General features: G+C 65.0%; 16 protein-coding genes and 1 tRNA gene. 6 read left to right on the forward strand and 11 right to left on the reverse strand.

Going from position 1 to position 19,467, the window contains the following annotated elements; all coding sequences use genetic code 11:
* The first annotated feature begins 169 nt into the window (after positions 1 to 169).
* A complete protein-coding gene (locus QA635_RS40200; RefSeq protein WP_283065563.1) occupies positions 170 to 2,005 on the forward strand; it encodes a c-type cytochrome in 1,836 nt (611 codons plus the stop codon).
* Positions 2,006 to 2,276: 271 nt separating this feature from the next.
* Here the strand turns inward: QA635_RS40200 and QA635_RS40205 are convergent, their stop codons facing one another.
* Positions 2,277 to 3,812: an aspartate ammonia-lyase gene (locus QA635_RS40205; RefSeq protein ID WP_283065565.1), complete on the reverse strand. Its 1,536-nt coding sequence runs from the start codon at positions 3,810 to 3,812 to the stop codon at positions 2,277 to 2,279.
* Positions 3,813 to 4,133: 321 nt separating this feature from the next.
* Between QA635_RS40205 and QA635_RS40210 the strand changes: the two genes are divergently transcribed.
* Positions 4,134 to 4,847, forward strand: coding sequence for a hypothetical protein (locus tag QA635_RS40210; protein WP_028336241.1), 714 nt, complete (start codon positions 4,134 to 4,136; stop codon positions 4,845 to 4,847).
* Positions 4,848 to 5,255: 408 nt separating this feature from the next.
* Here the strand turns inward: QA635_RS40210 and QA635_RS40215 are convergent, their stop codons facing one another.
* The gene (locus QA635_RS40215; protein WP_283072098.1) at positions 5,256 to 6,014 is read right to left on the reverse strand and encodes a tetratricopeptide repeat protein; all 759 of its coding nucleotides are present in this window, start codon (positions 6,012 to 6,014) and stop codon (positions 5,256 to 5,258) included.
* A 306-nt stretch (positions 6,015 to 6,320) separates the two neighbouring features.
* Here QA635_RS40215 and QA635_RS40220 point away from each other — a divergent pair, with 306 nt between their 5' ends.
* Complete coding sequence (locus tag QA635_RS40220; RefSeq protein WP_283065569.1) at positions 6,321 to 7,574, forward strand: glycosyltransferase family 87 protein; 1,254 nt, start codon at positions 6,321 to 6,323, stop codon at positions 7,572 to 7,574.
* A gap of 32 nt (positions 7,575 to 7,606) precedes the next feature.
* Here the strand turns inward: QA635_RS40220 and QA635_RS40225 are convergent, their stop codons facing one another.
* From QA635_RS40225 to QA635_RS40250, 6 genes are all read right to left on the reverse strand, one after another.
* Positions 7,607 to 9,208 carry a hypothetical protein gene (locus QA635_RS40225; protein ID WP_283065571.1) on the reverse strand — a complete coding sequence of 534 codons (1,602 nt, stop codon included), beginning with the start codon at positions 9,206 to 9,208 and terminating at the stop codon, positions 7,607 to 7,609.
* Complete coding sequence (locus QA635_RS40230; RefSeq protein WP_283065573.1) at positions 9,208 to 9,954, reverse strand: SDR family oxidoreductase; 747 nt, start codon at positions 9,952 to 9,954, stop codon at positions 9,208 to 9,210. Before QA635_RS40230 ends, QA635_RS40225 begins: the two co-directional genes overlap by 1 nt.
* Entirely contained in the window at positions 9,954 to 11,309 is a 1,356-nt protein-coding gene (locus QA635_RS40235; RefSeq protein ID WP_283065575.1) for an FAD-binding oxidoreductase, read from the reverse strand. The genes QA635_RS40230 and QA635_RS40235 overlap by 1 nt, the downstream gene beginning before the upstream one ends.
* Positions 11,310 to 11,341: 32 nt before the next feature.
* A complete protein-coding gene (locus QA635_RS40240; RefSeq protein ID WP_341850412.1) occupies positions 11,342 to 12,802 on the reverse strand; it encodes a UbiA family prenyltransferase in 1,461 nt (486 codons plus the stop codon).
* A 140-nt stretch (positions 12,803 to 12,942) separates the two neighbouring features.
* Positions 12,943 to 13,019 (reverse strand) — tRNA-Arg (locus QA635_RS40245).
* Between the two features lie 119 nt (positions 13,020 to 13,138).
* The gene (locus QA635_RS40250) at positions 13,139 to 14,665 is read right to left on the reverse strand and encodes a flavin-containing monooxygenase (RefSeq protein ID WP_425249109.1); all 1,527 of its coding nucleotides are present in this window, start codon (positions 14,663 to 14,665) and stop codon (positions 13,139 to 13,141) included.
* Between the two features lie 60 nt (positions 14,666 to 14,725).
* Here QA635_RS40250 and QA635_RS40255 point away from each other — a divergent pair, with 60 nt between their 5' ends.
* The 3 genes from QA635_RS40255 (at position 14,726) to QA635_RS40265 (ending at position 17,531) form a co-directional block, all read left to right on the forward strand.
* Positions 14,726 to 15,376 (forward strand): TetR/AcrR family transcriptional regulator, encoded by a 651-nt coding sequence (locus QA635_RS40255; protein ID WP_283065581.1) that lies wholly within the window; start codon positions 14,726 to 14,728, stop codon positions 15,374 to 15,376.
* Positions 15,377 to 15,576: 200 nt separating this feature from the next.
* Complete coding sequence (locus QA635_RS40260; RefSeq protein WP_283065583.1) at positions 15,577 to 16,674, forward strand: helix-turn-helix transcriptional regulator; 1,098 nt, start codon at positions 15,577 to 15,579, stop codon at positions 16,672 to 16,674.
* Positions 16,675 to 16,865: 191 nt separating this feature from the next.
* Positions 16,866 to 17,531 carry a hypothetical protein gene (locus tag QA635_RS40265; RefSeq protein ID WP_283065585.1) on the forward strand — a complete coding sequence of 222 codons (666 nt, stop codon included), beginning with the start codon at positions 16,866 to 16,868 and terminating at the stop codon, positions 17,529 to 17,531.
* Between the two features lie 114 nt (positions 17,532 to 17,645).
* Here QA635_RS40265 and QA635_RS40270 read toward each other — a convergent pair whose 3' ends face one another.
* From QA635_RS40270 to QA635_RS40280, 3 genes are read right to left on the reverse strand one after another with little or no spacing between them, the layout of a single operon-like run.
* A complete protein-coding gene (locus QA635_RS40270) occupies positions 17,646 to 18,068 on the reverse strand; it encodes a CAP domain-containing protein (protein WP_283065587.1) in 423 nt (140 codons plus the stop codon).
* A gap of 22 nt (positions 18,069 to 18,090) precedes the next feature.
* Entirely contained in the window at positions 18,091 to 18,297 is a 207-nt protein-coding gene (locus QA635_RS40275; RefSeq protein WP_225164104.1) for a hypothetical protein, read from the reverse strand.
* Positions 18,298 to 18,337: 40 nt separating this feature from the next.
* Positions 18,338 to 19,360: a 2-dehydropantoate 2-reductase gene (locus QA635_RS40280; protein ID WP_283065590.1), complete on the reverse strand. Its 1,023-nt coding sequence runs from the start codon at positions 19,358 to 19,360 to the stop codon at positions 18,338 to 18,340.
* Positions 19,361 to 19,467: the final 107 nt, after the last annotated feature.

The raw sequence follows: 19,467 nt of genomic DNA on the forward strand, positions 1-19,467 counted from the left end.
CCGCAAGTGAACTGGCTCACAGCCAATCAACATTTCCGTTGTTAGACCAAGCGCCGCCACTGTAGGATGGCGCACATAGCATCACACGCTTAACGCGAACTCGTTTTTCGGCGAATTTTAACATCTCATCCATATCACGCGCGGGTACCGCGAACTGGGGGAACGGGGCATGCCTCGCAAGACGATATTCGTCATCGGACTGTTGATTGTCGCCGGCGTGCTCTATTTCAAGGACGACATCGAGACGGTGGCGAGCGGTTTCCGCGTCAAGGTCGTCGACTACCAGCCGCCGGCAAAGACCGTGTGGCTGGATCAGAATGTCAGCGCCGAGCGGCTGCGCTGGTTCTATCACGCCGACCAGGGCACACGGACCTTCGGCATTCCCCATGAATGGTTCATGGCGCTGGAGCAGCCGACGGTCTGGCCGCTGTTCACCGCGGCGCCGCGACTCAGCGAGACCAATTATCTCGGCCGTTTCGGCTTTATTCCGGACACGGTGATTCCGGGCAAACCCGATGCGCTGCCGATCGGCTTCGCGCAGGGCGGCCCGATGGCCGATGCCAACGGCGCGCCCTGGCGCAATCCGCACAGCAAGGCCGACATGACCGGGGTCGGCCTGACCTGCGCCGCCTGCCACACCGGCAGCTTCAGCTACCGCGGCACCGAGATCGTGATCGACGGCGGACCGGCCAACACCAATCTGTTCGAATTCCAGAAGGGCGTCGGCGTCTCGCTGCTGCTGACGCGCTTCTGGCCGGGGCGCTTCTCGCGCTTTGCCGACGAGATCCTCGGCAAGGATGCCAGCCTCGACGAGCGCATGGCGCTGCGCGGCCAGCTCGACCTCGTGCTGAAGCAATACGCCAACATCAATTCGCTGGAGAACAAGGTCGCCGCCAACAGCGTCGAGGAAGGCTATGCGCGCCTCGACGCGCTGAACCGGATCGGCAACCAGGTGTTCTCGATCGACCTGAACAATCCGAACAACTATGCCTCGCATTCGGCGCCGGTGCATTTCCCGCGGATCTGGAACGCACCGTGGTTCAGCTGGGTGCAATATGACGGCTCGATCATGCAGCCGATGGTGCGCAACGCCGGCGAGGCGCTCGGCGTCAGCGCCGAGCTCAACCTGCTCGACGAATCCAAGGGGCTTTACAAGTCGAGCGCGCGGATCGACGTGCTGCACGAGATGGAGCGGATGATCGCCGGCGAGCCGCCCAGCGAGGACAGGGGTTTTGGCGGACTTGCGTCGCCGAAATGGCCGGAGAACATCCTGCCGCCAATCAACATGGATCTCGCGAAGAAGGGCGGCGAGCTCTACAAGACGCATTGCCAGGGCTGCCACGGCCCGGCGATCGACAGCAAGGCGCTGCCCGCGAGCGAAGCCTTTGCGCTGTTCAAGGACAAGAAGCGCTGGACCAGGAACGAGGCCGGCCAGCCGCTGCTCGATGTCGAGATGATTCCGATCAGCCATATCGGCACCGACAGCGCGCAAGCCGAGGGCCTCGCGCACCGCACCGTCGAGACGCCGGCCAATCTGAACATCAAGGACGGCAGTTTCGGTCCGGCGCTCGGCGATCTCGTCGAGAAGACCGTCGACTATTGGTACGACCAGAACAAGACCCCGCCGGAAGATCGCAAGCGCATCAACGGCTACCGGCCGAACGAGATCCAGGCGCCGCTCGCCTACAAGGTCCGGCCGCTCAACGGCATCTGGGCGACCCCGCCCTATCTGCACAACGGCTCGGTCCCGACCATCTACGCACTGCTGTCGCCGGTGAAGGATCGTCCCGCAACCTTCTATCTCGGCAGCCGGGAGTATGATCCGAAGGATCTCGGCTACGTCTGGAAGGACAAGATCAAGAACGCCTTCATGCTCGACACCACCAAGCGCGGCAACGGCAATTCCGGCCACGAATTCTCCAACGAGAAGCGCACCGGCGTGATCGGGCCGGAGCTGAAGGAAGACGAACGCCGCGCCCTGATCGAGTTCATCAAGACGCTGTAGGCCCTGAAGGGACTGCGCCCCCTCTCCCGCTTGCGGGCAGGACTATCGCATATGTCCCCTGGCGACCGGGCTAGTGTTTGGCCTCGTGGTTCGAGACGCGCCGCAAGCGGCGCTCCTCACCATGAGGGTCTACTATTGTGCCGCAAAACAAGACCTCATCCTGAGGGCCCGCCGAAGGCGGGCGTCTCGAAGGATGGCCACGAGGGCACCGCCACGAAATGCGATAGCCCTGCGCTTGCGGGAGAGGGAGCGCAATTGCTGCACCTCGCCCTCAACTCCTCGGCACCGGCTGCCGGCGCGCCGGGCGGGTCATGGCCTCGAGCTCGAGCAGCTGGTTGAGCTGCGCCTCGGTCAGCAGCTTTTCCTCCAGCACGATGTCGGCGACCGAGCGGTTCTCCTTGAGCGCACGGCGCGCCACGCGCGATGAAGCTTCGTAGCCGAGCGACGGCGCCAGCGCCGTGATCAGGCCGATCGAGCCCTGCACCAGGCTGCGGCAACGCTCGCGATCGGCCTCGATGCCGTCGACACAGCGCTTGGTCAGCGTATCGACCGCCGCCGTCAACATGCGCAACGAGCTCAAGACGCAATAGCCGATGGTCGGCTCGAACGCGTTGAGCTGCAACTGGCCGCCTTCGGCGCACATCGTGACCGTGAGGTCGTGCCCGATCACCAGGAATGCCACCTGGTTGACCACCTCGGGAATGACAGGATTGACCTTGCCGGGCATGATCGACGAGCCGGCCTGCACGGCGGGCAGGCGGATTTCGCCAATGCCGGTGCGCGGCCCCGACGACAGCAGCCGCAGGTCGTTGCAGATCTTGGACAGCTTGACCGCAACGCGCTTGAGCACGCCGGAGAACAGCACGAAGGCGCCGAGATCGGACGTCGCCTCGATCAGGTTGGAGGCAAGCACCATCGGCTGGCCGGACAGCCGCGACAATTCCTCGACCGCGAGCGCCGCATAGCGCGGATCGGCATTGATGCCGGTGCCGATCGCGGTGGCGCCGAGATTGACCTCGCGGAACAGCGCGGAAATCTCGTTCAGGCGCGCGACGTCCTCCTTCACGGTCACGTGGAAGGCGTCGAATTCCTGGCCGAGCGTCATCGGCACCGCATCCTGAAGCTGGGTCCGCCCCATCTTCAACACGTCGGCGAACTCCACCGCCTTGCCCTTGAGGGAGTAGGCGAGATCGTCCAGTGCGCGCACCAGCGGCTGGGTGGCGAAGATCACCGCGAGCCGCAGCGCGGTCGGATAGGCGTCGTTGGTCGACTGCGCCATGTTGACGTCGTCGTTCGGATGCAGCGCGTGATAGTCACCCGGCTTGCGCCCCATCAGCCGCAGCGCGACGTTGGCGATCACCTCATTGGCGTTCATGTTGGTCGACGTGCCGGCACCGCCCTGGATCGCGTCGACGACGAAGGATTCGGCATAGACCTTTTCGGTCGCAATCTGGGTGCAGGCCGCCTCGATCGCATCCGCCTTCTCGGGTGCGAGATAGCCGAGCCGCTTGTTGGCGCGCGCGGCGGCTTGCTTCACCAGCGCCAGCGCGCGGACGAATTCCGGGAAGTGCCCGACCGGCACGCCGGTGATCGGAAAGTTCATCACCGCGCGCTTGGTGTGAATGCCCCACAGCGCATTGGCCGGCACGTCGTCCTCGCCGAGCAGATCGTGCTCGGTGCGGGACTGCGCCTGCTCGATCGGCACGGTGCGGACGGTCGCGACCGCGAGCTCGCTGGGGCCGCCACTCTCGCCGGAGGCGGACGCGGCAGCTTCAGTGTTGGCGGTCTCAACCTTCGATTCGGCCATGGTACCTCCGTTACCTCTCGCAGATCTTGTCGTCAGCGACGCCGACGATGATGCGCCCGGCGGGCGTCGAAAGCCAATGCCTATCGGCAGAGTCTTGCACACCGGTGAGCGGCAAGACGCGGAAAACCGGCATTGGCGCGCGCCGAACCGGGAGATTGAGGGCTTTGCCTTATCCGTCATGATAACAACAACTTATAGCTCGATATCGTGGCTCGCTTCGCGACCGATGCGGCTGCTTTCTCCGCCCCGTCGTCGCGTGCTAGACGAGCATCGACTGGCGCAAGGGCGCCGCCGACACTGAACGAACCAAGGACCAAAGCCGTGTCCAACAACAACGAAGCGATCACCATCAAATTCCGCTGCCCGGCGGAACTCGAGGGCAAGATTCCGCCGCCGATGCCTGCGTCGTTGGGGCTGCCCGGATGGCTCAAGGCGATGCCGACGCAGGCCTTCAATACGATGAGCAATCGCGAAGAGGATACCGTCAAGCGCTGCCCGCCATTCGTCGATGCGATGACATCGGGTTTCCTTTTGCCGCTGATCTGCGATCTCAAGGTCGAGAATGGCGCGATCACCTGGGACAACGACCTTCCGGCCGGCGGCGCGCTCGAATTCCCGCGCTCGCCGGTCGGCTTCCACGACGAAAGCCAGGTGGTCGGCTCGCCGCTGTTCGAGCCCGACCGCTTCGTCATCAAGTTCGTCAATCTGTGGACCATCGAGGCGCCGCCGGGCTACTCGCTGTTCTTCACCCATCCGGTCAACCGGTTCGACCTGCCGTTCACCACGCTGACCGGCATGGTCGATTGCGATCTGTTTCACGACAGCTGGGTTCATTTCCCGGCACGCTGGCACGACACCAGTTTCAATGGCGTATTGCCCAAGGGCACGCCGGTTGCGCAATGCTTCCCGGTGAAGCGCGAAAACTGGGTCGCGCAGACCGCGGCGATGACGCCGGATGAAACATCGCGCGCCCAGGAACTGACCAACAGGATGGCCCGCGAGTCCGGACTCTATCGGCGCCAATTCCGGACGTAGAGCGGGCGCGCGAAGCTCCGCTGCGGCCTCCTCCATCATTGCGAACCACCCGATGGGAGGCTCGGCATCCACCGCCGTCGTCCTGGCGAAAGCCAGGACCCATAGCCACCGTCTTCGGTGATGAGCGGGATCGCGGCCCGGTGTCGCTCAACAATTGAGATTTGGGGTAATGGGTCCTGGCTTTCGCCAGGACGACACCGAATATGTGGCGCGATCCTGAGCCCGTTCGGTGTCATCACCGGCGCATGCGGGCGATCCAGTATTCCGAGACGCTTGTGCTTGAGCGCAGAGGCCGCGGCTTGTCTCGGCTGTCGTCCCTGCGAAAGCAGGGATCCATACGCCGCAGCGGGTGTTGTGAGCCCGACTCATCGTTCCAACGCCGCGGAACAAGCAGTATTTGAAAACGCCCTAGCTCAGAAATTCCGCAAAGGCGCTGCGGCGGAAGAAGAAGCGGCCGTGCGATGACATGATGAGCGCGGCGGTCGTGCGGCCGATCATTTGCGGCCGGCCGCGCAACGCGAGACGCAGATTGGCCTCGCCGGCCGCGCGGTCACCCATTTCCAGAAGACTGGCGGAGAAGCTGAGACGCGTCAGCGGGTCGTCGGGGCGCTGCGCCACCACCTGGCGGTAGAGATCCGCCGCGGCGGCATATTCGCCATCGAGCAGCAGCACACGCGCGAGCGCGCCCAGAACATCGGGATGTCCCGGTGCCGCGTTGCGCAGCTTCTCCAGAATCTCGCGCGCCCGGCCACGCTCATTGCGCTGGGGCAGCAGCTGCGCCAGCAGGAGCTGGAACTCGAGGCTCCCCGGCGCGAGAACGAGCGCACTTTCAATGACGGCAACCGCCTCGTCGATGCGACCGGCCGAGTGCAATTGCCCTGCCAGCGCCTGGAATGCGGGCAGGTACGGCGGCCGCCGCGCGGTGGTTCGCCGCAGCACATCGATCGCCTCGCTGCCGCGACCAGCGCCGCCGAGCGCTGCGCCAAGCAGGGTCTCGAGGCCGGGATCCTCGACGCGGCGTACGGCTCGCTCGAGCGGTGCGATCGCTTCCTCGTTGCGGTTCTGGATCATCAGCGCCCGTGCCAGGATCGAGGCCGCGCCAACATCGGTCCGGTTTGCCTTCAAGACCTCCGCCGCCAGCCGCTCGGCTTCGACGACCTGTCCCATCTGCAATGCGACCACGGCGCGTTGCAGTACCGGGGATGGGCTGGGCCCGCGATTGGAAGGAGGCGGCGGTTTCGGCATGCGGTCCGTCGTGAGATGGTTCTTGTCAGCCGTTATCACTGCCGCCGACGGAGCGTCCAGCGAAAGTCGCATCCGGACACCGAGATACCGTCCGGTTCCAGCCTCCACCGACCGATTTCATACATCCCTGCGGCTGTCAGGCGACAGGGGATCCACCCTCTCCCTGCAATTTTTCGACTGCTTAACCTATTCAATCTAGCTTGGGTTGCCATAACAGGGCCCGGCCTGATGCTCGCAACAACGCTCGAAACAATTCAGTCGACGGACTCGAAGCGCGCCAACTACACACGCGGAATCCTCGTGATGCTGGTCGCCGCCCTCCTGTTCAAGGTTGTGTGGTTCTCCCAGCTGGGGCTGGGGCACGGCCGCGAACTGGTCGACTTCGCCGCCTTCTACATCACCGCAAAGCTGGTGTGGCTCGGCGACCTCGACCAGGCCTATCAATTCGCGAAGCTCGCGATCATCGAGAAGCAGGCGTCGGGCGGGCACGACGGCTTCATGCCATGGACCTATCCGCCGCAATTCAACCTGCTGCTGGCTCCGTTCGCGCTGGTCCCGTTCGGAATGGCCTATCTGTTGTTCATGGCCTCGACGCTGGCTCTTTATCTCGCCGTGCTGCGGCGTATTGCCGGAAATCGGTTCGTGCTCGTGCTGATCGTTTTCTTTCCAACGATCGGGGTCACGCTGGCATGCGGTCAGAACAGCTTCCTTACCGCCGCACTGATCGGACTGGTGTGCCTGTACTTCGAAGAGCGCCCGATGCTCGCGGGCGTGGCCCTTGGTCTCATGATCATCAAGCCGCATTTCGCCGTTGCCTTCGCACTCTATGCCATCCTGCGGCGCTCGTGGATCGTCGTGATGACGGCGGGCGCCGTCGTGCTGATCAGCTCGGCGATCTGCACAGTGCTGTTCGGCATGCAGATCTGGGCCGTGATGCTGCAGAGCGTGCATGATTCGTCGGTATTCCTGCGGGAAGCCTATTATCCGCTGTATCGAATGGTCTCGACCTATGCCGCGCTGCGAACCACGGGGTTCTCCGCATCGGCAGCGTTTATCGGCCAGGGCATCGTCGCCGTCCTTGCGCTCGGCGTGGTGCTGGTCGCGGTCTACCGCAAGATGCCGGTGCGCGAGAGTCTCGGCCTGACCGCGATCGTATCGGTCTGCATCAGCCCCTATGCGTATGATTATGACTTCCTGATCTTCAGTGTCGGAATGGCGCTGCTGTTGCCGGCGCTTCAGGCCAAGGCCCGCGAGTGGGAACGTGCGATCATCTATGCCGCGCCGATACCGATCGGAGCCTTCGGCTACATGCACACGGTCCATAACAACACGCCCCGCACAGACGTCCATTGGGTCGACGTGCTTTCGATCGGAGGCTTCGGGATCGCGGCGCTGATCACGCTGATCGTCGCAATCCTGCTGCTGCGCGAGTCAAGCAGCGGCTCTCCCGTTCCGGCGCAGGGGCCTCTTGCGAGGATTTGAGCACCCGGCGCGCCCCCACGATCACGCAACGCTCACGGCGCCACCATTTCGAGACGATCGCGCGCCGGCAGGGTCGAAGCGAAGGCCTTCAGCGCGCCGGCAACGAGTTGTGGCTCCGCGGCCGGCGTGACGTAGAAGCTTACGTCACCCCGCGCGCCGGTCACCGGAATCGTGTGCAAGATCGCGACCTTCCTCCAGCTCGCCGGCACGCCCTGCGCAAACCAGCTGTCGTAGATCATGGCGACGCCGACATGATGCCCGTCGGCGAGCGCGGCCATCTCGGCCGGGCCGTAGCGGCCGGCGCGCTTCGCCTTGCGCACGCGCTCCGAACCGAGCCCCCACAGATCCAGGACAAAGTTCGGATTTCCCCAGGCAACGAGCCCAAGATCGTTCACGGCAACCGGCCGCCGGTAGAGCTGCTGGGCGAAGCGCCCCAACTGATAATGCTGCTCGTAGACACCGCGCGAGGCAAACGGCGTCTCCAGGGCGGCGCTGACATAGCCCACGCTGGCAAAACCGGCCAGCCCGACGGTGGCGAGCGTTGCGGCGCTCCATTGCGGGACGCTCAGGACCGCTCGCGCGCGTGCAACCGCGTAGAGCAGCGCCAGCACCGCAAGCGCAACGATGTAAACCTCATACCGGTAGAACCAGCCATATTGGCCAAAGCCGAGATGCGCAGCGATCGCGGCGAGCACCGTCGCACAGACGATCAGCGCGCCCCGGTCGGCGCGCAGCAACGCCATCGCGCCGGCGAGCGCAAGACCGAGCAGCATCAGCCTGAAGCCGGCGGGATCAGCGAAGCTGTCGCCGAGATTGCGGAGGATGGAGGCGAACACGCCGGTTCCTTCATAGCCGGATTCGGCGATGCGCGATTTGAGCAATACCGAGCTCGGCAACAGCGGGAGACCGAGCGAGGCCATTCGCGCGAAATACGCGGCGAACGCGCAGAGCGTGACGGCAGCGGCCGCGGCCGCAAAACGGCGCTGACCGAGCAGAGCAAAACCGACCATCGCCGCGAGGGCAAACGCGATTCCCTCGAAGCGAATCAGCGGCAGCAGCACCAGCGCCGCGAAATGCATGGCGGTCGGCGACCGTCCGCGCGCGGCTTCGGTCAGGCCGCCGAAGGTCGCGACCGTGGCCCAAACGTGAAGACTGTGCTCCATGCCGGTCATCGGCAGGGCGATCGCGCTTGACGAAAAAATGGCGAGCAACGCGACGAAAAACAGCAGCGACTTCTCCCGGCCGGGGTCGAGCAGTTCAGCCGATTCAAGGATGCGCAGGAAAGCCACGACGGTCGCTGCCGCGGCCGCGGCATTGATCAGGAGCGGACCGAATGCGCCAAGATGCAGCATCTCCGTCACGGCCAGCAGATAGGGCCAGATGATCGACGAGCTTGGCGACGAGACCTCGGACGCATTGACGCCGTAGCCGCCGGACCGGATGTGATCGGCGACGGCGAGGTGGATGTAGGGATCGTCGAGGGTGAAGATCAACCGGCCGTCGCAGAGCGTGACGCTGAAGATCAGCGTCGCCGCGAACAGCATGAGCCACAGCGATGCCGTCACAAGCGGGACGCTCTGCCGGATCGCGCTGGATCGCGGGAACGACGCGTGGTTGGCGGCGACGCCGGGCATCAGACACGCATCCGTTTGAAGATCGTCTCCGGCAGCGCGCAGATGATCGCCATCACCAGGCGGAAGCGGCGCGCCACATAGATCACGTCACGCGGCCTCGTCACATCGGCCCGGAAGATATCCTCCGCGACCCGATCCGGCTGCACCGTCAAGGGAGCCGGCAGCTTCATATGCGCCGTCATCCTGGTCCGCACGAATCCCGGCTTGACGGTGACGACACGGACCTTGCCCGCAAGCGCCAGGCGATTGCGCAAGCCGGACAGGAATTGCGAGAAGCCGGCCTTGGCCGCGCCGTAATAATAGTTCGAGGCCCGGCCGCGATCGCCAGCGACCGAGCTCACGCCGACGATGGTTCCCGAGCCGCGCGTCGCGAAGGCTTGCGCGAACAGTTCGAGCAGCAGGCTGGGCGCCTCGAAATTGGTGCGCACGATCTTCGTCGCAAGCTCGGAATCGGTCTCGGCACGCGATTGATCGCCGAGCTCTCCGACAACGCATACGACGGTGTCGGGAAGTGGCGAAAGACCGGCGACGAAGCCGGCAAGCTGCCCGGTCTGCAGCACGTCGAGCGCGACAACCGAGGTGTCGGTACCGCTTCGCGTCTTGATGTCGCCCGCATTGCGCTGTGCCGCGCCGATATCGCGGGCGGCAAGCATCACGCGCCATCCCTCCCTCGCATAGCGCAGCGCGATCGCGTGCCCGATGTCCGAACTGCCGCCAATCACCAGAATTGATTTTGTGCCTGTCATCAAATTCCAAGCCGTGCTGAAAGATGGGACACGAGGCGGCTGTTCGCCCCGGTCTGCTGGCGGATGTCACGCAAGGCCGCAAGGCCGGGATATCCGGATTCGAATGTCGCGCGGGACTGCCGCGCGTCCTTGGCGAGATAGAGCCGGCCGCCGGCATCGACCACCAGCGCGTCGAGTTGGTCAAGAAACCCGAACAGCGCGTCGCTGACGGGAAAATCCATCGTCAGCGTGTAGCCGCGGAGCGGAAACGACATCGGCCCGCTGCCTTCGCCAAGCTGCTTGAGCACCGCAAGAAACGACGCATCGCCGCGCCGTGACACACGATCGAGAATTTCGGCGAGAACGCGGCGCGCGCGGTCGAGCGGGATCACGCATTGATATTGCACGAAGCCGCACCGGCCGTAGATCCTGTTCCAGTCGGCGATCGCATCGAGCGGAAAGAAATACGGGTCCCAATGGACCAGCCGCGGCTTGCCCGGATGCGCGGCGCCGCGGCGGAAGTACAGCTCGTTGAACACCCGCATCGATGCGCGATTGAGCAGCCATCCCGGAAACAGCTCCGGGACCGCGAGCCGCGACGTGCGAAGCCTGGGGAACGTCTCGAGGCCGGGCCCCAGCATATCCTTGTCGCGCCGCGTGGCGTGCTCGGCGAGATAGACCAGCGACCGGCCGAGCGCCGCGCCGCGCGCAAGGCAATCGATCCAGGCCACCGAATAGGTGGTCGATGCGCTGCTTTCCAGCTGATCGATCGCCGCGTCGAGATTGCCGGCGACGCGAGTGTCCTGCCGCAGCCAGGCGGTCTCGATCGGCAGCAGTTGCAGCGTCGCGTCGAGGATCATGCCCGTCAGGCCCATGCCTCCCAGTGTCGCCGCGAACAGCGCGGCGTTTTCCGATCGCGAGCAGGTGACGATCTCGCCGCCCGGCAGCGCGAGACGGAACGAATCGACGATGGTGCCGAAGCCGCCATCGCGATGATGGTTCTTGCCGTGAACGTCGGCCGCGATCGCGCCGCCGACCGTCACGAATTTGGTGCCGGGCACGACTTTGAGGAAGAAGCCGCGCGGCTCGAAAACGGCAAGGATGTCGGCGATGGTCACGCCGGCTTCGACCGTCAATCGCGCGGTTGCGGCATCGAAGCTCCGCATCCGGTTCAGGCCGCGCGACGAAATCGTAGATTGCGTTCCGATCGCGGCATCGCCGTAGGCCCGCCCGGCCCCGCGCGCGACGACGCCGGACCGCGCAAGCAGGTGGTCCCGCGCGCCCGCGGGCGTCTGCGGCGCCAGCAGTTCGGACGACGCCTTTGGATAGTTGCCCCAGCCGGACAGGCCAATGCCGCCCGGACTGGAGGTCGACATCACAGCTCCTGGTAACGCAGCCGCCGGCATCGCTAGATGGCGGCGAGCATGATGGCGCCGATCGCGCCGAGCGCGACCCAGCTGACGCGATCCCTCAGCGCAAAGATGACCGGATCGTCGTCGATCAATCCGCGCTGCGCGAACAACATCACGCGGCCGATCCAGTACATCAAGATCGGGCAACCGACCCAGAGCAGTTGCGGATGGCTGTAAAGCGCGCGCACCGTATCGGACGAGATGTAGAGCGTGAAGATCACGACGGCGTTGAAGCCTGACGCGGCGGCGAGGATCGCGATCATCGATTTGTCGTCGACCTGGTAACCGCGCGCCGCCAGCACGGCGCCGTCCGGCTGGCCGGCGAGCTCGATATAGCGCTTCACCAGCGCCAGCGACATGAAGATGAACAGCGAGAAAGCGAGCAGCCATTCCGACATCGGCACGCTGATCGCGACGGCGCCGCCGATCACGCGGACGGTGTAAAGCGTGGCGAGCACGACGACGTCGACGGTCGCGATGCGCTTGAGCCAGAACGAATAGGAGGTGGTCAGCGCGAAATAGCCGAGCAGGACGCCGCCGAACTCGATCGATATCGACAAGGCGATCGCAAATGCGGCGACCAGCGCCAGGGCTATCGCGCCAACGGCCCGCGATGCCAGGATGGCGCCGCTTGCGATCGGGCGGTTGCGCTTGGTCGGATGCGCGCGGTCGGCCTCGACGTCGAGAAGATCGTTCAGGACGTAGGCGCCCGACGCGCAGAGCGAGAATGCAATCACCGCAAATAGCGACGTCGCCGCCGATCCCAATGCGAATTTGTGCGCGGTCAGCAGCGGCACCAGCACGAGAGCGTTCTTGGCGTATTGATGCACCCTGAACAGCTTCAGCCAGCTGTGCATACTGACGCGCATACTGACCCGCGCGGGCGTGGGCGCCTCGGATCGAGCGGGGCGCGCGAGGCGCGATGCGGAATCGGGCAACGCGACCGCCGCGCTGCCGATATAGTCAAAGCCCTGGCGAAGCACGGGCGGCAGCTCTTCGCGCTGCGCCGCCGGCAATTGACCTCCCGGCGCGGCGGCCCAGGCGGTGAAGACGCCAAGATGCTGGGCAACCGCGCTGACGAACGGCTCGGGATAGGTTTCCGAGCAAAGGTAGACCGGGCGGCCTTCGCCCAGCACCTGTAGCAGGAACCTCACCGCGTCGTGGTCAAATTGCGCCCGGGATAGATCGAACCCCGATGGATCTGCACCATGCGCTGATCGCGGTTGCGACCCGAAGGAAGCGGTGATCGCCGCGGCGAAAGCGCGAAGGCGGCGGATCAGATCGGATGCGATATCGGCCGGGACGGAGCTTCCCCGCACCATGACCTCGTCGACATCGACGACGAGCGGCCGGCCCTTCGAACGCAGCGGATCGCGAAGGGCATCGCCGCCCCCCTGCTCAACCCGTTCTGGAACGCTAGCTCGCATACGCGCGGTCTTCCGGTGCCCCCTCCCCATTGTCCCGGGCTTTCCCTAATTTGGGGTGAACTTGATCTCGGGTGAACTTGGGGGAGCGAACGCCGGGCAGATGGCGCCGAAATGCGTGTTGAAAAGCCTCGCCGACGGCGAGCGGCGAGCGGCGAGCGGCGAGCGAAAAATGGCGATCCCGGGAAGACTCGAACTTCCGACCTACGGTTTAGGAAACCGTCGCTCTATCCGGCTGAGCTACGGGACCGCACGGCCCGCAGCGAAAGCATGCGGGCGTCGCCATCCCATAGCAGAGCTGCCGGGTGATCGCCAGCCCGCGCCACATCGGGCGCGCGCGAAGTTGCGCAGCGGTTGGCGCGTCGCGCGTTACGCCACCTGCCGGGCCGGATTCGAGGCGGCATCCGCGCTCGCCCGACTTGCCGGGAGAAATTCGATGGCCTCATCCTTCAGCGAGCCGAAGCGCAGCGTCACGATATCGAGTGCATAATTCTGGTAGAGCCGCCACGGCCGGCGCGAGCCCTGCTTGGGGAACCTGGCGGCGGCGCGCTGGATATAGCCCGATGAGAAATCCACCCAGGGCAGTTCGGCGACATCAGGATCGTTCCGCCGCGGCGTGACCTGCGCGTAGCCGTTCGCCTTCATGTGGTTGAGCATGCGGCAGACATATTCGCAGGTCAGGTCGCATTTCAGCGTCCATGACGCATTGGTGTAGCCGAAGGCGGCGGCGAGGTTCGGCACGCCCGAGTACATCAGCCCCTTGTAGTTCATGGTCTTCGACAGATCGACTCGCGCGCCGTCGACATTGATCTCGAGTCCGCCGAGCACCTGCAGATCGAGGCCGGTCGCGGTCACCACGATGTCGGCGTCGAGCACATTGCCGCTCTTGAGCTTGATGCCCCCACGCGTGAAGGTCTCGATCTGATCGGTGACGACGGACGATCTGCCGTTGCGCAGCGATTGGAAGAGATCGCCGTTCGGCACCAGGCAAAGCCGCTGGTCCCACGGATTGTAGCGCGGCGTGAAATGGGTGGCGATGTCGTAGTCGGGGCCGAGCGCGTGACGCACGCCGCCGAGGATCAGCTTCTTCACGCGCTCCGGATCGCGCTTGCAGAGCCGGTAGAAATACATGCCGAACAGCACGTTCTTCCAGCGGGTGAGGCCGTAGGCGAGTTTCGCGGGCAGCCGCGCGCGCAGCCAGTTGGCGACCTTGTCCTCGTCCGGACGCGCCACGACATAGGTCGGCGAACGCTGCAGCATCGTGACATGGGCGGCGGTCTTGGCCATTTCCGGCACCAGCGTCACCGCGGTCGCGCCGCTGCCGATCACCACCACCTTCTTGGCCGTATAGTCGATGTCGTCGGTCCATTTCTGCGGATGGACGACGCGGCCGGCGAAGTCGGCGATGCCGGGGAAGTCGGGCGTGTAGCCGTGTTCATATTTGTAGTAGCCGCTGCACATGAACAGGAAGCTGCAGGTGAAGCGCTCGATCGTCTTCTCCGGCCCGCGCTCGACCTCGACCGTCCATTGCGAGTCGGCGGACGACCAGTCGGCGCGCACGACGCGATGGTTGAAGCGGATGTTCTTGTCGATGCCGTAGACGCGCGCGGTCTCGCGCACATAGTTCAGGATCGACGGGCCATCGGCGATCGCCTTCGGCTCGGTCCACGGCCGGAACGAATAGCCGAGCGTGTACATGTCGGAGTCGGAGCGGATGCCGGGATAGCGGAACAGGTCCCAGGTGCCGCCGATGCAGTCGCGGCCTTCAAGAATGGCGTAGCTGCGGTCCGGGCAGTTGGCCTGCAAATGATAGCCGGCGCCGATGCCCGACAGTCCCGCGCCCACGATCAACACGTCGAAATGAACGGACACGCCCTGACCCTCCCGTGGCAGCATTGACAATACATATTGTCAGATAACTTGACATCTGACAATGCCTCGTGTCAATACACTTTCATGGCAAGCAGCCGGAAAGCCCGCCTCTATGGCGGTATGGACGCCGAGGAACGCCGCGCCGAGCGGCGGTTGAAGCTGATCGATGCGGCGATCGAGGTCTATGGCGAGGTCGGCTATCGCGGCGCCACCGTGAAGGCGATCTGCGAGGCGGCCGAGCTGACCGAGCGCTATTTCTACGAGTCCTTTGCGAACAGCGAGGCTCTGCTGATCGCCGCCTACGGCCATGTCGTCGGCCACCTGCACGAGGAAATGACCGCGGCCGCTGCAGCCGCAGGCGACGATGCCGAGATGAGGCTGCGCGCGGCGCTGACGCTCTATTTCACGCGGCTGAAGGAGCACCCGAAGCCCGCCCGGGTCTTTCTGCTGGAAATTTCAGGCATCAGTCCGGCGGTCGATGCCGTCAAGCTCGACGCCTTGCGCGTCTTCAGCGACATCCTGGTGCCGCCGGCGCTCGACCCGAAGCGCAGCGGCAAGGGCGCGGCCGCCTCGCTGCTCTCGGTCGGCATGGTGGGCGCCGTCATCTCGATCGCGCTGCGCTGGGTGTCGAAGCAATATCCGCAGGCCGTGGAAGAGGTCGTCGCGATCGCCGCCAGCTTCTGCCGCGTGGCGCTGACCGAGGCCGGCCACCGTGAGGATGGTCACTTATCGTAGCGGCCGGATCGCACCGGCCAGCGGGACCCGCCGATTTTCGATCATGTTTCGCCAGCGCTTGCGGACCCGGCCCCTAGCCTGTCGCTGATTTAACTTGCATATCGGGCCCCTGGGTTTTCTTATGCCCGGTACCGGGCGCAACGAGGCGCAGCCTGTTTCGCCTGACAAAACAACGCTGTTTGCATCGGCGGAGCTGAATTTTGGTCGATCTGCACAGGCTTGACGATGTGACCGCGCGCCTCGGCGATGTGGTTCTCGATCCCTCGACCTGGCCGTCCTTCATGGACGAGGTCTGCGCCGCCGTCGGCGCGACCGGCGCTGCGATGCTTCAGAGCGATATCCGCACTGAAGACATTCCGCGCACGGACTCGATCACCGAGTATTTCACCAAGACCTACTTCCCGCACAATCTTCACCTCACCGACATCCGCGCGGCCCGCGGCGTGCCGCTGATGCATGCTGGCGTCGATGTCATCACCGATGCGGATCTGTTCGAATCCGAAACCGAGATGCTGCGCGATCCGCTCTACGCCACGCTCGGCGAGTTCGGACTGAAATGGTTCGCGGCGATCGGCTTCCACTCCGGCCCGGCGTTGTGGGCACTGACGATCCAGCGTTCGCCCAGGGAAGGCTTGTTCGACGCCGACGAGATCAAGGCGCTGCAAAGGGTGTCGGCGCCGCTCACGGAAGCCGCGACGCTCTCCGCCGTCGTCGGCCGCTCCGCGCTCTCGGGCATCACCGGCGCGCTCGATCTGATCCAGGTCGCTGCGATTGCCGTCGGCCGCTTCGGCACCATCATCGGCATGAACAGCCAGGCGGAACGCTGCCTCGGCTACGACCTTGCGATCCGCAACAATCGCCTCACCCTGCTCGACCGACAGGCCAATGCCGATCTGAGCAGGCTGATCGATCAGTTGGCCCACAGCTCGGACCTGCACCCATTGCCGTCGTCGCCGATCGTGGTGCGCAGGATCGACAAGCGGCCGATCGTGATCCAGATCCAACCGGTGCCTCCGGCGGCGCGCTCGCCGTTCCTCGGGGCACGCGCGATCCTGTTGATCCGCGATCTCGAAGGCAGCGCCGCGTTCGATCAGGCGCTGCTGGCGGCGACGTTCGAGCTGACGCCGGCGCAGGCACGCCTCGCCGCGCGGCTTGCGCGCGGCGATTCAGTCGAAGCGGCCGCGCAGGCGGCCGGCGTTGCCCTTGCCACCGCGCGCAATCAGCTCAAGACGATCTTCCAGAAGACCGGCACCCACCGGCAGGCGGAACTGGTTGCGTTGCTGCACAGGGTGAAGTGAACGATTAAAGGCGAATTGTTCTGATCTCCGGCCCGTTCGATGAGATTCTTCAATTATTCCAATCACGAAGGCTGTGTTCCATCAGCCGCGGCAACATTCCACAGGTCAGGAAAATCGTCGGGTTCCCGGGTGACAAGTGTCACTAAAATGGCGACAATCTGCTCACTCTGTGTCGTTCGAGTTTGGTCTCAATGTCCGTGATGCCGTCACGATCATCGACGTTGGCTGTTGCCGCTTTCGCCATCGCTTGCGTGCTGGCGCCGATGAGCGCGCACGCGCAATGGTGGCGCGGCGGCCCGAAGGACTTCGAGGACTGCGCCGACCTCGCCGAGAAGGCGAAGACCAGGGAAGACAAGACCGCGCAACTCGCCGATTGCAACGCCAAGTTCGCCGGCCGTCGCAAGCCTGGCGGTGGCTACACCTATTACGACTTCATGCAGGACCGCAGCTTCGACATCGCCGGTCCCAATCCGACGCCGGACGAGCAGAAGAAGATCGACCAGGAATATACCGGCTATCTCGAGCAGCAGCGCCGCTCGCGTATCGTCGCGGCGTTCAATGCGAAACAGCTCGAGCGACAGGAGACACAGCCGGTGCGTCCGCCGCAGGTCCAGCAGGCGTCGTTGCACAATGAGCCGGTGCGCAGTGAGACTGCGAAGGTCCCCGTCCCTGCTGCAAGGCCGGTCAAGCCGCGGGGCGCTGCCGTCCCCATTCCTGAGCCGCGGCCGCGGGCAAGCAACTGCGTGAAGGGTACGTTCTCCTGCGAATGGCCGCGGCTTTCCGAGGGATTGGACGGCCTGAAGAAGCTGTTCACGCCGACACCGCCGCCACCGACCAAGGTTGCGAAGCGAAACTGACGGTTCGCTTAGTTATTCCGGGGCTCGCGCAAGCGAGAACCCGGAATCTCTCTGCCATTTCCGTCGAGATTCCGGGTTCGTCGCTTCGCTCCGCCCCGGAATGACACCGCAGGCTCAATCGGTAATCACCATCGCCCAGAACCTGCGATACGGCGACTTCGGATTGTCGACGAAGGCGACGCCGACGCGCTTGGCGCCCGGCATCAGCAGGTTCTCGCGATGGCCCGGCGAATTCTCCCACTGCTTCAGCATCTCGGCGAAGGCGATGAAGCCGGCGCCGATATTCTCGGCGGCGCGCTGCTTCTTGAGCGGCGCGATGCGCGTGAAGAAGCTGCCGCCCGCGGAGTGGCTGACCGATCCGGTCGCCGACATCGCCTGGGCCTGCTTCAGCGCCATCGCGTTCAGCTTCGCGTCGAGCTTCACGGCGGGCATGCGATTGGCACGCCGGTAGGCACTGATCGAGCCGGCATAGTCGGCGGCGCCTGCGGCCGTGATGAAGCCAAACACGAAGGTGAGCGCGAGGAACAGCAGCTTCATCTGAGGTCGTCTCTGTGATGGATCAGTGCGCGCGGGTGCGCTTGTGGTGTCGGGGTGCGACCGATTTGTGCGCAGGCGTGGCCGCTCGGCTGGCCGCCGCAGCCGCCGCGCGTTGCTCCTGCAAGCGCGCATCATAGCCAGGCGACGGTGTCACGGTCGGCGGCGCCGCACGGACCGGGCCGGCCGCAAGCGCAACAAGCGTGAGCAACATGATGCTGGACCGTTTCATGAAGTCACCTCCTCTGTTGTTCGATCGACGTGGTGGATGATCATCGGCGTTCATGGTCACTGCCGTCGCGGATCTGTTCGGGCGTCAGCCCCGGCGAGCCCTTGCCGTCCGCCTCCGCCTTTCGGATCAGCGCGATGACGCGGCGCGACAATGGCGCCTCGAGCCCGCGGCGATCCGCGATCGCGGTGATCACGCCCTGCAAATAGTCGATCTCGGTGCGGCGGCCGCGCTGCAGATCCTCCCACATCGAGGAGCGCGCCTCGGGATCGATCTTCATGGTGCGGCCGAGCAGCATGTCGAACAGCGCATCGGGCAGCCGCAGCAAAGGCGGCATCCAGCTCGACGGCAGCGGCGTCGGCGACACCGGCGCAATGCCTTCGGCCCGCACCGCGGCCAGGCCCTCGGCCATCTGATCGGCAAGCAGTCGTCGCCAGCCGCGCTGCGCGAGCTGTTGCCGCAGCGGAATATTGGACAGCGCATTGAGCGCATTGTTGAGATTGACGATCAGCTTGCCCCACTGCACGCCGTCGATATCGCCGGTGGGCTTGATCGCAAGGCCCGGCACCGACAGCCGCGCCGCGGTGCCCGCGTCATCCTGCGCGATCACGATGTCGCCGGAGGTCGAGCGATGGAAGCGGCCGTCGCCGAGCGCGACCACGTTGAACGGCACCATGCCGCCGAGCACCCTGCGGCCCGGCAAACGGTCGCGCAGCAAGGGCACATTGCCGACGCCATTCTGCAGGCTGATCACCGCGGCATCGTCAGGCGCGTGGCGCGCGATCACGTCGGCCATCGCAGCGGTGTCGGCGCTCTTCACCGTCACCAGCACGGTCTGGACGTCAGACAAGATCGACGGATCGTCGGACACAATGAGCCGGTCCGCAGATACCGTCCGCTCGGAGCCGTCAAAGCTGCTGACCCGCAAGCCGCTGCCTGCGATCTCCTGGATCAGCCGCGGCCGCGCCAGCAGCACGACACGGCGCCCCGCAGCCGCGAGCGTGCCGCCGACGAAGCAGCCGATGCTTCCCGCGCCCGCAATGCCGATCGGCCGGTCCTCGTTCATGTGGCCAAACGTCCATTCATCATTGGCTCGATAGCAGACCTTGGGTTGCCTGCCTATTTCGACGCACCGCGGGCCGGGTGGCCCGCCTTGTAACCGTCATGGGCGGA

This window comes from Bradyrhizobium brasilense (assembly GCF_029714345.1).
In the GTDB taxonomy this organism is placed as follows: domain Bacteria; phylum Pseudomonadota; class Alphaproteobacteria; order Rhizobiales; family Xanthobacteraceae; genus Bradyrhizobium; species Bradyrhizobium australafricanum.